The organism is Natrinema sp. SYSU A 869, assembly GCF_019879105.1.
Taxonomy (GTDB): domain Archaea; phylum Halobacteriota; class Halobacteria; order Halobacteriales; family Natrialbaceae; genus Natrinema.
Window position 1 is genome coordinate 1743441 of sequence record NZ_CP082249.1, and the last position, 12877, is coordinate 1756317.

The 12877-nt window shown below is 64.7% G+C and carries 13 protein-coding genes and 2 tRNA genes; 6 read left to right on the top strand and 9 right to left on the bottom strand.

Annotated features, from left to right (window positions below; translation table 11 throughout):
- Positions 1–148 precede the first annotated feature (148 nt).
- Positions 149–709, top strand: coding sequence for a hypothetical protein (locus K6I40_RS16885; protein WP_222920156.1), 561 nt, complete (start codon positions 149–151; stop codon positions 707–709).
- Positions 710–721: 12 nt separating this feature from the next.
- On the opposite strand, the gene nadC is transcribed toward K6I40_RS16885, so the two are convergent.
- From nadC to nadA, 3 genes are read right to left on the bottom strand one after another with little or no spacing between them, the layout of a single operon-like run.
- Entirely contained in the window at positions 722–1588 is an 867-nt protein-coding gene (gene nadC / locus K6I40_RS16890) for a carboxylating nicotinate-nucleotide diphosphorylase (RefSeq protein WP_222920157.1), read from the bottom strand.
- Between the two features lies 1 nt (position 1589).
- The gene (locus tag K6I40_RS16895; RefSeq protein ID WP_222920158.1) at positions 1590–3128 is read right to left on the bottom strand and encodes an FAD-dependent oxidoreductase; all 1539 of its coding nucleotides are present in this window, start codon (positions 3126–3128) and stop codon (positions 1590–1592) included.
- 3 nt (positions 3129–3131) lie between these two features.
- The gene (gene nadA / locus K6I40_RS16900) at positions 3132–4265 is read right to left on the bottom strand and encodes a quinolinate synthase NadA (RefSeq protein WP_222920159.1); all 1134 of its coding nucleotides are present in this window, start codon (positions 4263–4265) and stop codon (positions 3132–3134) included.
- Positions 4266–4469: 204 nt separating this feature from the next.
- Between nadA and gfo6 the strand changes: the two genes are divergently transcribed.
- Positions 4470–5540: a D-xylose 1-dehydrogenase Gfo6 gene (gene gfo6 / locus K6I40_RS16905; protein WP_222920160.1), complete on the top strand. Its 1071-nt coding sequence runs from the start codon at positions 4470–4472 to the stop codon at positions 5538–5540.
- 73 nt (positions 5541–5613) lie between these two features.
- Here the strand turns inward: gfo6 and K6I40_RS16910 are convergent, their stop codons facing one another.
- Positions 5614–6147 (bottom strand): SHOCT domain-containing protein, encoded by a 534-nt coding sequence (locus K6I40_RS16910; RefSeq protein WP_222920161.1) that lies wholly within the window; start codon positions 6145–6147, stop codon positions 5614–5616.
- Positions 6148–6208: 61 nt separating this feature from the next.
- Between K6I40_RS16910 and K6I40_RS28555 the strand changes: the two genes are divergently transcribed.
- Positions 6209–6340: a hypothetical protein gene (locus K6I40_RS28555; RefSeq protein WP_255682120.1), complete on the top strand. Its 132-nt coding sequence runs from the start codon at positions 6209–6211 to the stop codon at positions 6338–6340.
- A gap of 71 nt (positions 6341–6411) precedes the next feature.
- Here the strand turns inward: K6I40_RS28555 and K6I40_RS16915 are convergent.
- Both K6I40_RS16915 and K6I40_RS16920 read right to left on the bottom strand, forming a co-directional pair.
- Positions 6412–6483: transfer RNA gene (locus K6I40_RS16915), tRNA-Thr, on the bottom strand.
- Between the two features lie 100 nt (positions 6484–6583).
- On the bottom strand, positions 6584–7351 hold the full coding sequence (locus K6I40_RS16920; RefSeq protein ID WP_222920162.1) for a hypothetical protein: 768 nt from the start codon (positions 7349–7351) through the stop codon (positions 6584–6586).
- A 60-nt stretch (positions 7352–7411) separates the two neighbouring features.
- On the opposite strand from K6I40_RS16920, the gene K6I40_RS16925 reads away from it, so the two are divergent.
- Together K6I40_RS16925 and K6I40_RS16930 are read left to right on the top strand one after the other, a co-directional pair.
- On the top strand, positions 7412–8116 hold the full coding sequence (locus tag K6I40_RS16925; protein ID WP_222920163.1) for an enoyl-CoA hydratase/isomerase family protein: 705 nt from the start codon (positions 7412–7414) through the stop codon (positions 8114–8116).
- Positions 8117–8205: 89 nt separating this feature from the next.
- Positions 8206–8736, top strand: a complete 531-nt coding sequence (locus tag K6I40_RS16930; protein ID WP_222920164.1) for a GNAT family protein — start codon at positions 8206–8208, stop codon at positions 8734–8736.
- 16 nt (positions 8737–8752) lie between these two features.
- Here the strand turns inward: K6I40_RS16930 and K6I40_RS16935 are convergent, their stop codons facing one another.
- Positions 8753–9547 carry an NAD+ synthase gene (locus K6I40_RS16935; RefSeq protein WP_222920165.1) on the bottom strand — a complete coding sequence of 265 codons (795 nt, stop codon included), beginning with the start codon at positions 9545–9547 and terminating at the stop codon, positions 8753–8755.
- Positions 9548–10054: 507 nt separating this feature from the next.
- On the opposite strand from K6I40_RS16935, the gene K6I40_RS16940 reads away from it, so the two are divergent.
- Positions 10055–10125, top strand: a tRNA-Gly gene (locus K6I40_RS16940).
- Positions 10126–10217: 92 nt separating this feature from the next.
- Here K6I40_RS16940 and K6I40_RS16945 read toward each other — a convergent pair.
- Together K6I40_RS16945 and K6I40_RS16950 are read right to left on the bottom strand one after the other, a co-directional pair.
- Positions 10218–11183, bottom strand: a complete 966-nt coding sequence (locus K6I40_RS16945) for a transcription initiation factor IIB (protein WP_006183920.1) — start codon at positions 11181–11183, stop codon at positions 10218–10220.
- A 109-nt stretch (positions 11184–11292) separates the two neighbouring features.
- The gene (locus K6I40_RS16950) at positions 11293–12822 is read right to left on the bottom strand and encodes a hypothetical protein (RefSeq protein WP_222920166.1); all 1530 of its coding nucleotides are present in this window, start codon (positions 12820–12822) and stop codon (positions 11293–11295) included.
- Between the last annotated feature and the right edge of the window lie 55 nt (positions 12823–12877).

Genomic DNA, 12877 nt, shown 5'->3' on the forward strand with positions numbered 1-12877 from the left:
CCGAGCGAGCGCGTCTCTCGAGGCTGGCCATCGGTCCCAGCCCGGTACCCCGAGCCCGAGCGTCTCGAGCCGAGAGTGAGGTAACGTTTTTTCGCTCCGCGTCGTCGACCTCGAGTATGACGACACGAGTGCGGTCGGAGGGGACGCGATGACGGCGGACGAGTCGAAACCGGCGGACGAATCGGAGCCGACGGACGAGTCGGTGGTCGCTGACGGCGCGGAGCCGGCGGGGCCGCTCTGGGAGGACCTCCTCGCGGACGCGAGCGCCATCGCCGAAGAGTACCGCGAGGACGGCTGGGACGCCGTCGTCCTCGATCCCACTGGCGTCTCGCCGGTCGATCGGGACGAACGGATCGGACTCGACGTGACGGTCAGTGCCGAGGAGTACGAGGTCGTCGAGACCCTCATCGAGGAGGGAGACGTCACGATCACGTCGGCGAACGTCTACTACCGCCCGCTCGCGGCGGACGGAAGCGATCGGCGAGTCGCGCTCACGGTCGAGCGCGACGAATCGAGCGAGACGGCGATCTTCGTCCCGCTCACGTACGATATTTCGGCCTGTCGAGACATCTTCGAACCGGCGCTTCTGGAGGAGGAACTCCTGACCCACGTGACGACCGATTCGACGGACCGGTGGGTCAGCTTCTCCCACGACGATCCGTCGCTCTTTCTCGAGGAGTCGGACGTTCGAGCGTGGAAGGCGAACTGAGCCGGTACCGGATCAGTCGCCGGTCCGGAAGGACAGATCGAGCGACGGTGCCGAGTGGGTCAGCGACCCCATCGAGATCACGTCGACACCGGTCGCGGCGTAGTCGGGAACGTCCCCAACGGTGATTCCGCCGCTGGCTTCGGCCAGGACGCCCTCGTAGTCGGCGAGTTCGTCGACGGCTGCCCGCGTCTCCGGCGGGGTCATGTTGTCGAGCAGGACGATGTCGGCACCGGCCTCGGCTGCCCGCGGCGCGTCCGCGACGGTTTCGACTTCTACGTCAATCTTCGTTGCGAACGAGGTCTGGGCCTGAAAATGGGCGATAGCGCTCTCGAGTCCCATCTCCGCGACGTGGTTATCCTTGACCATGACCATATGCGAGAGGTCGAGCCGGTGGGTGTCGCCGCCGCCCACGACGACCGCGCGTTTCTCGAGGCCGCGCAGGCCGGGTGTGGTCTTGCGGGTCGCGGCGATAGCGACGGTATCCGATTCCGTTCTGCGCTCGCGGGCCGTGGCTGCTCGCGTTTCCGAGGCCCGTCGCGCCTCGCGGGCCGCGTCGACTGCCGTCCGCGTCCGCGTTGCGATTCCGGATGCGTGGCCCGCGAGGTTCACGGCGACGCGCTCACCCCGGAGAACGTCGCGTGCAGCTCCCTCAACTTGGAGCAGTTCGTCGCCGGAATCGATCTCGGTCCCATCCGCGATCCGATCGGTCACGGCGACGTCGAGGTACTCGAAGACGCCCATCGCGGCCTCGAGGCCGGCGGCGACGCCCGACTCCTTCGAGACGAGACGGCCCGTCGTCTCGCCGGGGACCTGATTCGTTACGTCGTGGTGGCCGACGTCCTCACGGAGCCAGCGCTCGATCTGTGCGTCGGTAATCATCTCAGTCGTCCGCCGGCGGTTCTGCCGTTGAGTCGTCGGCGGCGGTCGCGACATAGTGACAGCCCACCGATTCGGTGTTCTCGCCCGCCGCTCGTGCGATCAACAGCGCGACGACGCTGGCGTTTCGCAGTTCGTAGAGGTCCCGCGCCGTCCGCGTACGGATGTAGGCGTCGACCTCGCCCTTGAGTCGCCGGAGAACACTGCTCGCGCGGGCGATCTCGTCGGGATCGCGCTCGAGGCCGAGAGACTCGTCCATCGTCTGCGTCAGTCGAGTGAACTTCTCGGCAGCGAAGCGTTCGGGGAGGTCTGGGTCCCGGTTCAGGAGTTCGGGAGCCTCGACGGCTTCGGGGTCGAATCCGACCGCGTCTTCGCCCGCGCGGAGTCCCCAGACCAGTCCCTCGAGCAAGCTCGTACTCGCCAGCCGGTTCGCGCCGTGGACGCCGGTGCGGGCGCACTCGCCGACGGCATAGAGCCGATCGAGCGAGGTCCGTCCGTTCTCGTCGACGTCGATCCCGCCACAGAGGAAGTGCTCGCAGGGCGCGACGGGGATCTCGTCGCCCTCGATCCCACGGTCGCGACACTTCTCGGCGATAGCGGGGTAGTCGGCCGCGAACTCGAGGGGGCTCACGTCCAAGACGACCTCGCCGGTCGCTTCGCGTTCGGTCGCGACCGCGCGGGCGACGACATCGCGGGGCGCGAGGTCGCCCTGCGGGTGGTAGTCCTCCATGAACTGCTCGTCATCGCCGTTGCGCAGCACTGCGCCCTCACCGCGGAGGGCTTCTGAGAGCAAGAACGGGTCCTCGCCGGCGTAGGCGGTCGGATGGAACTGGACGTACTCCATGTCCTCGATATCTGCACCCGCGAGCGCGGCCATGGAGATGCCGTCGCCGGTGGCGTCGTCCGGATTGGTCGACCGGCCGTAGAGCGCGCCGACGCCGCCGGTCGCGAGGATCGTCGCGCCGGCGTAGATCGGGTTCCCGTCCGGTTTTTCATCACTCACCACGCCGTGGACGCGCCCCTCATCGGTGACCAACTCGAGCGCGGCGGTATCCTGCCGCACCTCGATCCGCTCGTGGTCGTCGACGTAGTTCAGGAACGGCCGCAGGATGTGCGAGCCGGTCGCGGCGTCGACGTGGAGGATCCGGTATTCGGAGTGGGCCGCCTCCCGCGTGTAGTCGAACGTGCCGTCGTCGCCCTCGTCGAAGTCGACTCCGAGGGTGTCGACGAGCACGTCCTCGACGGCGTCGTCGGCGTTCTCGACGAGCGCGTCGACGGCATCGGGATCGGCGGTGCCGTCACTGGCCTCGATGATGTCCGTTTTGAGCGACTCAGGGTCGCCCCGCGTCGTCGAGATGCCACCCTGCGCCCAGTCAGTACTGGCGCCGTCGGGTTTCGTCGCCTTCGTCAGGAGGAGGACCGCCGCGCCCTCTCTGGCCGCCGCGAGTGCGGCCGCACAGCCCGCGATACCGCTGCCGACGACGAGGACGTCCGCGCGTTCGCCGTCGGTCGTCGTCGCCGTCCCGGTGTCTGTCTCGGTCATGAATTAGATATCGAGCATCCGATCGAGCGCGACGCCCGCGAGTTCCTTCTCCTCGGGGGCGACCTCGATCACGTTGTGTTCGCGACCCTCAGCGAGTTCCTCGAGCACCCAAGCGAGGTAGTTGGGGTCGATCTGGCGCATGGCGTTGCAGTCCATGCAGGCGTCACCACAGAGTGGGACGACGTTCACGTCGGGGTGCCAGCGCTGGAGGTGGTTCGTGAGGTGGATCTCGGTGCCGATGGCCCAGGTGTCGCCGGGATCGGCGTTCGCGACGGTCTCGCAGATCGTGCTTGTCGAACCGGCTTTGTCCGCCGCTTCGACGACTTCGCGCCGGCATTCGGGGTGGACGATCACGTTGGCGTCGGGGTCGTCCGCCCTGATCTCCTCGATGTGGTCTTCGCGGAACCGCTCGTGAACCTGGCAGTAGCCGTCCCAGAGGATGATATCACTTTCTGCGACCTCGTCGGCGTCCTTGCCCTCGGGATCCCAGGGGTCCCACTCGGCGATTTCGTCTTCCATGTCGAGTCGGTGGGCAGTGTTCTCCCCGAGGTGTTTGTCGGGGAGAAAGAGGACCTTGTCACCCTTATCGAAGGCGTATTCGAACGCCTTGTGGGCGTTCGAGGATGTACAGACGAGCCCACCCTGGCTTGCACAGAAGGCCTTCAGGTCGGCATACGAGTTCATGTACGTGATCGGAATGATATCGGCGTCCGGCGCGGCCGCCGTGATCTCGGCCCACGCGCTGTCGACCTGCAGGGCCTCGGCCATCCCTGCCATCGGACACGACGCCTCCATGCTCGGGAGAATCACCGACTGGTCGTCGTCCGTGATGATGTCCGCGCTCTCGGCCATGAACGTCACGCCGCCGAAAATCACGTACTCGGCATCGGCCTCGGCCGCCTCTTTCGAGAGCTGATAGGAGTCACCGATGAAGTCAGCGTGCTCGACGATTTCTCGTCGCTGATAGTTATGCCCCAGGATGACGACATCGTCGCCAAGTTCCTCGAGCGCCGTCTCGATACGTTCGGTCCGTTCCTCAGCCTCGAGCTCCCGGTATCGCGATGGGAGTTGCTCGAGGTTGTCGTATTTGAACAGACTCAGATCGGTTTCCAGCTCCGCCGTTTCCATTTTGACCATCTTCCGTCACCTGTTGATGTTTGCATATCAGTAGGGGCTATTGAATAACTTTTTCCTTCGAAAGGCGATTCCGGGGGAATACCATTGACGTATACCGCGTTCGAAAACCCGCCATCAGTTTTTGCTAGGATCGACAGATTCCGAGCGCTGACAGTCACGATTCCGTTCAGTGTAGCCCATTTTGTTGCAGGCCGTAGGACGAGTATGGCACTCGAGGACGCATTCGCAAACTTCATGCGTCGGGACTGGGAGCGCGAATCGGTCACGGAAACGGTCCGGCTCGCGGTCATCGGGATCGGCGGTTTCGCGCGCCAGCGCGCGCTACCCGCGATTGCGGAGGGGTCCTACTGCGAGACGACGGTGCTGGTCACGAGTTCGCCCGATCGGGCGACGGATGTCGCTGAGACGTACGACATCCCACATGTCATCGACTACGACGAATTCCTCGCAGGCGAACAGACGGACGCCTACGACGGGATCTACATCGCGACACCGAACGCCTATCACGGACAGTACGCGACCGCGGCGGCCGAGTTTGGCAAACACGTCCTCTGCGAGAAACCCTTGGAGATCACCGCCGAACGCGCTCGGGGAGTCGTCGACGCCTGTGCCGACGCCGGCGTAACGCTGATGACGGCCTATCGGCTCCAGACCGAGCCAACGGTTCGTCGCACCCGGGAACTCGTCCGCGAGGGTGTGATCGGCGACGTCGTCCAGGTCCACGGCGGCTTCTCACACCCGCTGCTCGAGCACGCGAGCCTCGACACGTGGCGGCTTGACCCCGACCTCGCCGGCGGCGGCACGCTGGTCGATCTCGGAATCTATCCGCTCAACACGACCCGATTCCTCCTCGGCTGCGAACCGACAGGGGTGTACGCAACGACTCACTCGAGCGGCGAGCCGTTCGACGCAGTCGAGGAACAGATCGCGTTTCAACTCGAGTTCGAGACCGGCGCGACGGCCTCGTGTACGGCGAGTCTTGATGCCCACGCCCGGAGCGCACTCGAGTTGGTCGGCACCCAGGGCATGATCGACATCGAGTCACCGTTCGGCGGCGTCGTTCCGCAGGAAATGGTCGTCGAAAGCAAGGACGTTCGCATGGAGTACACCGGCCCGCCGGTCGACGAGGTCTGCGAGGAGTTCGACTACTTCGGCTACTGCGTGCTGACCGGGACCGATCCCGAACCCGACGGCGAGGACGGTCTTGCGGATCTGCAGGCTATCGAGGCCGCCTACGAGTCGGCCGAGACGGGCTGTCGGGTCGCACTCGAGTGAGCGCGGCTGTCGGTCGAGTGAGAACAGGTTTCGCTCGGCCTCGAGCGGTCTCGCTCATCGGATAGCCGTCCGGTCAGTGACGGTCCGCCTCCCCGTCGACAATTCGGTTCCGTTCGCGGGCGGCACGTGCTTCGTCGATCGAATCGTTCGCGACGAGCCGATCGACTTTCCGTTCGAACTCCGCCTCGGTGAGGTCGCCCGCAACGTACTGCTGTTTCAGGTCGGCGAGTGCCTGCTCGGCTCGTTCGTCCGCTGACGGTTCTGGCGGTGACAAGAACTCCGAGAGCCCGAGGTGCTGCAGCGGCGTATACTCGCGCTCGAGCCGCTCGGCAAGCGTCGCCATCCGATCGCTCCGTGGCAATGACGCGTTCTGGACGAGCACCCACAACACGCCGACGGTCGAGACCGCAAGAAGGCCGACCAAGAGGGTAACGGCTGTGAGAACGGGCACCGCAATCTCGAGTAGCCTCGTCACGATGGGCGTCCCGCTTGCGAGCCCGGAATACACGAGTATACCGAGGTAACCGACGACGGCGAGGAGCAATCCACCGGAGACGAGGACGCCAAGAACGGATAGCCATAGCCACTTGTTCCTGAGAAGTCCCATTGTCGACCACTAGGGAGAGCGTATTCATATATCCAACGCGGCTCGAGCCGTCGGAGACGGTATGGTCGAACCGACTGCACCACTCTCGTTTCTCAGTCGGTACACCGCCTGGCGTCGACGGCGGACGCTCGAGCGACTCGCCGATCGGCTCGCTGCCGAACTCGCGGCCGGCGGATCGACGACCTACCGGTAGAATCAGGCGTTTGAGGGACGCTATTGCTCGAGAGCAACGAAGTACGCCACAGCAAAGTGGACGGCAGGAAAAGCCTAGGGCGGGATTTGAACCCGCGCTCTCGTCCTTACCAAGGACGCGCTTTACCGCTAAGCTACCCAGGCGCGTACTTCTTCGTTGACCGGAGATGTCTTTATGGGTTTCGATTCGAACGAGCCATGCGCCGGCTTGTCGCAGTCCCGTCCCGCGGTCGTCGAAGCGACATCAGGGATCGGTCGCCGACGTTGCTCGATCGATCGCGTGGTCCTCGAGTGACTGCTCACGAACTGCGGGCTCGAGGTCGCCGAGCGACTCCTCGACCGGTGGGAACGAGGTGCCGACAGTGTCGGCAAGCGTCTCGACGATGGCCAACAGGTGTGGCGATGGGGTTTCGCCGACGGCGACGGCCCCAGTAAGGGCGGCGAGTTCGAGTACGTCTCGCTCGAGGGCGGCGTCGAGATCGGACGGCGTCGGATCGAGGTCGCTGCCGCCTGCCGAGTGCTCGGTCCGACAGGTCTGATCGCGACCGAACGACTGGACGGTCCGGACCGCTTTGTTGGCGGCGTCGGTACGAGCCAGCAGGTAGAACCCGCGGGCGACGAGGATATCGGCCGCGAGGATTGCGAGGTCGCCGTCGCCCGCGTCGGCATCGGTCGTCGTCCAAGGCTCGTCGTGGGCGAGTGAGCGGGTTAAGCGTAGTCCCTCGTAGATAAGCTGGACGCCGGCCGCATTGGTGACGACACCGTCGGGGTCACAATCGTCCGTTCGCTCGCCTCTCTCCGCGGCCGAGGACCCAGTGCTGTGGGACTGCTTGTGATCGTCTCCGATGACGTGACCCTCGGATGCCATCATCGCGGCGCTCTCGAGTGTGAGTGTTCCGGGAACCATCGATGCACGCTCGAGAGTCGCTTCGATAAAGTCGTGTAGCTGTTGTGGTTCGACGTCCGCGACGGCCTCGGCGGCGGCACGCCGACAGCTATCGGCCTTCTCCATTAGCGGGGGGTTACGACGGGGGAGGCAAAGACCTTTGGAAACGCCCGATCGACTGCTGCCATGATTGACGTCGACGCCGACGGATCGATTCGTACCCTGACGATCGACCGCCCCGAGGCACGCAACGCGCTCACGGTCGATGGACTCGAAGCGTTGGAAACGGCGGTCGACGACGCCGACGAGCCGGTGATCTACCTCCGCGGACGCGGCCCGGCCTTCTCCGCGGGAGCCGACCTGAACGAGGTCGCGGCGCTCGAGGGAGACCGCGACCGCGCGGCCGAGTTCGCGCGCCTAGGCCAGCGCGTGGCCCAGACGATCGAGGACTCCCCCGCAGTCGTCGTCGCAGGGATCGACGGCCCCGCACGCGGAGGCGGCCTCGAGCTGGCACTGGCCTGTGACATCCGGGTCGGCACGCCCGAGTCGACCTACGGCGAACCGGGGGTCAACTTCGGGCTGTTCGGTGCTTGGGGCGGGACCGTCCGGCTGCCCCGCATCCTCGGCGAGGGCGATGCCCTCGAGTTCGCGCTCTCGGGCCGGTCGATCGACGCCGAGGAGGCGCTGCGAATCGGCCTGCTCTCGCGAATCGAGGACGATCCACACTCGGTCGCTGCGGAAATCTCGGACAACGCCCACGACGCACTCGCCGCCCTGAAACGCCGGGTTCGGGATGACGGCGATCGCGCTACACAGGAACGACGCGAAGCCGAGGCGTTCGCCGACCTCGTCGCTGCCCACGCCGACGATATCGACGCGCTGCTCGAGTAGGCGGACTCGAGATCCGGTATCGCTCGAGCAGTGGTGATCGGCGAGGACCGGTGCAAAGTGATTTATCCGGTGACATGTACAGCGAAGGTATGCCTGGACCAATGTTTCTGGACGGCGACCGCATTACACTGCGACCGATCGAAGAGGCGGACCTCGAGTTCCTGCAGACCCAGGTCAACGACCCGCGAATTCGGCGGCCGATCGGCCGATCAAGACCCATCAACCGCGAGCAGGAGCGCGAGTTCTTCGAGAACGACGTGTGTAGCGACGACACCGTGGGCCTCCTGATCGTCGCCGACGCGACGCCAGTCGGAATCGTCGGCCTTCACGATTTCGACTGGGAGGCTCGGAACGCCGAAATCGGCTACTGGGTCGCACCCGACCACCACGAACGGGGCTACGGCACTGAGGCGACGGCGCTCCTCGTCGCACACGGCTTCGACCAACTCGGACTCCACCGGATCGCCGCCCGCGTCTTCGAGTTCAACGAGCCGTCGGTCCGGCTCCTCGAGTCGGTCGGGTTCACGCGGGAGGGTGTCCATCGCGACGCTGAATTCGTCGACGGCGAGTGGCAAGACGTCTACTGGTACGGGCTGTTAGAGGACGAGTGGCGGGAGTGATCGACAGCAGGCTAAATCAGTCCAGCGGGTCCGGTGCCGGCGGGGCCGTTCGCTTGTGTTCGCTGCGTTCGTACATCCCGCGGACTCGATCGACCGTTGCTTCGTCGACCTCGAGTAGTCGGGCGGTTGCGGCGATCGACAGCGGGCCGTCGATGTGCGTTGCTAGAATCGAGTCGAGGACATCGTAGCTAACGCCGAGTTCATCCTCGTCGGTCTGGTCGGCCCACAGCTCCGCGGTCGCGGTCTTGGCCGCCAGTTCCTCGGAGACGCCGACGTGGCGGGCGAGCTGGCGGACCTGCCCCTTGTAGAGGTTCCCGATCGGATGGCAGTCGACGGCCCCGTCGCCGTACTTGGTGAAGTAGCCGACCGCGGCCTCGCTGCGGTTGCCGGTCCCGACGACCAGCCGGTCCTCGTGGTTGGCCACGAGGTAGTTCAGGACCGCTCGGGCGCGAGCGCGTGCATTCCCGACCGCCTCGCGGTCGCCCTCGGCCTCGGGATAGGCCGCCAGAAGCGAGTCGACGATTGGTTCAACCTCGATCACGTCGTAGGGTATTTCGAGGTTCTGGGCGACCAACTCGGCGTCGCTCATGTTCTCCTCGCTGCTGACCGTTGCCGGGAGAACGAGCCCGTGGACGTTCTCGGCCCCGAGCGCCTCGACGGAGAGATTCGCGGTCAGCGTACTGTCGATCCCGCCTGAAAGGCCAATGACCGCACCGTCGGCACTCGCGGCGTCGACCCGGTCGCGAATGAATCCCGTGATGTGTTCGCGTCGCTGCTCGAGTTCCGCCTCCGAAAAGCGAAGGTCGATCATGGGAGCAGGTATGGGCGGCGTGACCTAATAGCCTCCCCTCCCCGGGGAAAAGTGACCGGGCGGTCGGTTTCAGAGATCGCTCGAGGTCTGACGTGCTGCTCAGTTTCCGGGTACGGCTATCGTGAAAACGGGGACCGAAGGTCCGGGTGCGAGAATCGAACTACGCGTCTCAGCCTCCACGGGCTGAAGGATTACCACTACCCCAACCCGGACACACTGCGTCTTGCCGCACGTCTCGCTACCACGGTGGACACGTAATATGTACTGACAGTCTGCAGCGAGTGCAACGTAAGGCTGGATTCTTGTGTGGCAGCGGTGGCGACGGGGAATCGCTCGAGAGCGCTACGTTGAAGTGTAGCCGGTGAGTATTCTCGAGTGTCGGACGTGCGCCGGTGTCCCGCCGAACGGAGTGAGGCGGGGCTCGGCGCGCAAGCGAACGAAGTGAGCGCAGTGCGCCGGTGGTGAGCAGTTCCAAAGGAACTGCGATCCACGGCGCGAATGAAATGAGCGCCGGTGGTCCAGTGGTAGGACTCGAGCTTCCCAAGCTCGCGGCCCGGGTTCAATTCCCGGCCGGCGCACTTCTCGAGTGGCCCATGATCCGATAGTAGAATCTATCGGTGGGAACTCAGTAGCACGTTACGTTTGACGCTAAAATGGGACTGGGCCCGGCCTACTCGTGAATGCCCATCGCTTCGATCTGTTCCTGATACCGGTTCCGGATCGTTACCTCGGTCACCTGTGCGACATCGGACACCTCGCGCTGGGTCTTCTTCTCGTTACAGAGCAGTGACGCGGCGTAGATTGCGGCCGCGGCGTAGCCGGTCGGCGACTTGCCCGAGAGGAGCCCCTTCTCGGTCGTCGTATCGATGATTTCGTTCGCCTTTACCTGGACCTCTTCGGAGAGCTCGAGTTCCGAGCAGAACCGGGGCACGTACTTCTTGGGATTGACCGGCTCCATCTCGAGGTTGAGTTCCTGAGCGACGTAGCGATAGGTGCGGCCGATCTCCTTGCGCTCGACGCGGGAGACGGCAGCGACTTCCTCGAGCGATCGGGGGATGCCTTCCATGCGGCAGGCGGCGTAGAGTGTACTGGTCGCAACGCCCTCGATGGAGCGCCCGCGGATGAGGTCTTCGTCGAGCGCGCGCCGGTAGATGACGCAGGCGACCTCGCGGACCGAGCGGGGGATGGCGAGCGAGGAGGCCATCCGATCGGTCTCGGAGAGGGCGAACTGGAGGTTCCGTTCGCCGGCGTCTTTGGTGCGGATCCGTTCTTGCCACTTTCGCAGGCGACGCATCTGATTGCGTTTGTCCGAGGAGATCGACCGGCCGTAGGCGTCCTGATTCTTCCAGTCGATGGAGGTCGTCAGGCCCTTGTCGTGCATCGTCTGGGTCGTCGGCGCGCCGACGCGGGACTTGTTCTGGCGCTCGGAGTGGTTGAACGCGCGCCATTCAGGACCGTGGTCGATGTTGGTTCCTTCGACGATGAGCCCGCACTGATCACAGACGAGTTCGCCCTGATCTTCGCTTTTGACGAGCGTTCCACCGTCACACTCGTCACACACCCGCTCGCGCTCCGGTTCCTGCGTTTTTTCTGTCGTTTCAGGATCGCGTTCGCGCTGACGGGTGGGGCTTGCCATTTCATGTTGATAACGATGTTGCAAGGACTTAAGGGCTCGCCACCGAAGTACCACTCTTCAACTGTCATATGACTCCCGGTTCTGACGAAAAACAGCGCGATCAGCCGTCTCAGAGGTAGCCAAAGAGCGTTCCGACTAGAACGAGCAGCCACATCGCAGTACCGACGACCAACATGTCGTTGAACTTCGTGCTCCGAGACGCGCGTTTGGCCGCGCCGCCGGCGATCAGACCGAGCGCAACGACGACGAGCATCCGCTGGACGACGACATCGACGGGCAGCGAGGAGACGCCGAGCAGGCTATAGTCGAGCCAGACTGCGACCGCGAGCGAGCCCGCGGCGACGATGGCGGCGTCAAGCCGTCGCGTGAGCCCGCGTGCGAGTAGATAGGTCGCGACCGGGATCCCGACCCCGATCACCGGATAGAGGATCGCGGCGATCTGGTGGGGAGTGAGGAACGTGGCTTGGCGCTCAAGGGCGAGGCCGCCTATCCGGACACCCAGATACAGCGCCAGGATAGTGAAGACGAGGAGGACGTGACCGGCCTCGAGGCGGGCGTAGGCGGCGGCGAGCCGCTGGCGGTCGACATCGGTGAGGTGGTCGTCGATCGCGTCGGGCGTCCGCTCGGCGATGCGCTCCCCCGTGGACGTGGACCGCTCGGTGCCGCTCGATGCGTTGATACCGCGTCTCCCGGCTCGGACGCCGATGAGCGTCGGGACGACGAGCAGGCCGGCGAGTTCGACGAGGGTCGCCCAGCCGTCGGCGTCGGCGGAGTTCCTGTTGTCGAGGTAGATGCGGCTCACATCGTCCTGGACGTCGACTCGCGGGTGTTTCATGAAGTCAGTCTCTACTTTCGTCTGGGCGTCCTGGGAGCCGTGAACGCGGTGTCGAAGGGTGAACCAGTCGAAGTGCTCCGAGTGGGTCTGCATGGCGACCCAGTCGTCATCCTCGTTGGGGCTCTCGTAGAGGCGGATGTGGTATCGCTGTCCGAAGTAGTCGCCGTCCTCGAGCTGGCGCGTTTCGGTCGTCCAGTAGCCGCTCTCGTTCGGGCCGGGATCGACGTAGGCGTAGCGGGTGCCGCCGTCGGCCTGCCCCCAGTTCAGGTTGGGAATGGGACCCTGCGAGTCCTCAGACGCCGCTTCCTCGTCGGTTGCGTTTGCCGACGAGTTGTTCGCCGTCGTTTCGGTGTCGGTCTCGGCGTCCGATTGCGTTTCGTCGGCGGTCGTGTTAGCTGGTTGCGTTCCGTTAGCGGTCGCGTTAGCCGGTTGCGTTTCGTTGTCGGAGGCGTTCCCGCCGGTAAGCGAGTACGTATCCGGCAGCGCTTCCTCCTCGGATTCGTTGATCTCCGACCAGTCACCGCCGTCTGCCTCAGTCAGTACCCGCTCAATGTCGTCGATGTCACCACGGACGACCACGTTGATCGGACTCCGTTTCTGGAACTGCTGGGTGGGACTGAGATACTCCCAGAAACTGCTCTCGGAGTCATCGAACGAGACGAGTTCCGGCGTCCGCTGCTCCGGCTGGGCCGGCGCTTCCGACGCTATCTGGCTGGTCGATAGCGACAGCAACAGCGACGGCCCGCCGACGAGGGCGAACGCAAGAGCGAGCAGAACGGCTGTGATCACGATCGAACGGCGCATCTCTCCATCATTAGTGACGGCGCACACATCAAACCGTGTGTAACGGATCCAATGT

Bases quoted from the DNA above. Each gene is read 5' to 3' on its own strand.
- K6I40_RS28555 (WP_255682120.1), top strand. From the start codon at position 6,209: ATGGTCGAACCGACTGCACCACTCTCGTTTCTCAGTCGGTACACCGCC.
- nadC (WP_222920157.1), bottom strand. From the start codon at position 1,588: ATGATTACCGACGCACAGATCGAGCGCTGGCTCCGTGAGGACGTCGGC.
- K6I40_RS16935 (WP_222920165.1), bottom strand. From the start codon at position 9,547: ATGATCGACCTTCGCTTTTCGGAGGCGGAACTCGAGCAGCGACGCGAA.
- K6I40_RS16885 (WP_222920156.1), top strand. From the start codon at position 149: ATGACGGCGGACGAGTCGAAACCGGCGGACGAATCGGAGCCGACGGAC.
- nadA (WP_222920159.1), bottom strand. From the start codon at position 4,265: ATGGTCAAAATGGAAACGGCGGAGCTGGAAACCGATCTGAGTCTGTTC.
- K6I40_RS16950 (WP_222920166.1), bottom strand. From the start codon at position 12,822: ATGCGCCGTTCGATCGTGATCACAGCCGTTCTGCTCGCTCTTGCGTTC.
- K6I40_RS16945 (WP_006183920.1), bottom strand. From the start codon at position 11,183: ATGGCAAGCCCCACCCGTCAGCGCGAACGCGATCCTGAAACGACAGAA.
- K6I40_RS16930 (WP_222920164.1), top strand. From the start codon at position 8,206: ATGCCTGGACCAATGTTTCTGGACGGCGACCGCATTACACTGCGACCG.
- K6I40_RS16895 (WP_222920158.1), bottom strand. From the start codon at position 3,128: ATGACCGAGACAGACACCGGGACGGCGACGACGACCGACGGCGAACGC.
- K6I40_RS16925 (WP_222920163.1), top strand. From the start codon at position 7,412: ATGATTGACGTCGACGCCGACGGATCGATTCGTACCCTGACGATCGAC.
- K6I40_RS16910 (WP_222920161.1), bottom strand. From the start codon at position 6,147: ATGGGACTTCTCAGGAACAAGTGGCTATGGCTATCCGTTCTTGGCGTC.
- gfo6 (WP_222920160.1), top strand. From the start codon at position 4,470: ATGGCACTCGAGGACGCATTCGCAAACTTCATGCGTCGGGACTGGGAG.
- K6I40_RS16920 (WP_222920162.1), bottom strand. From the start codon at position 7,351: ATGGAGAAGGCCGATAGCTGTCGGCGTGCCGCCGCCGAGGCCGTCGCG.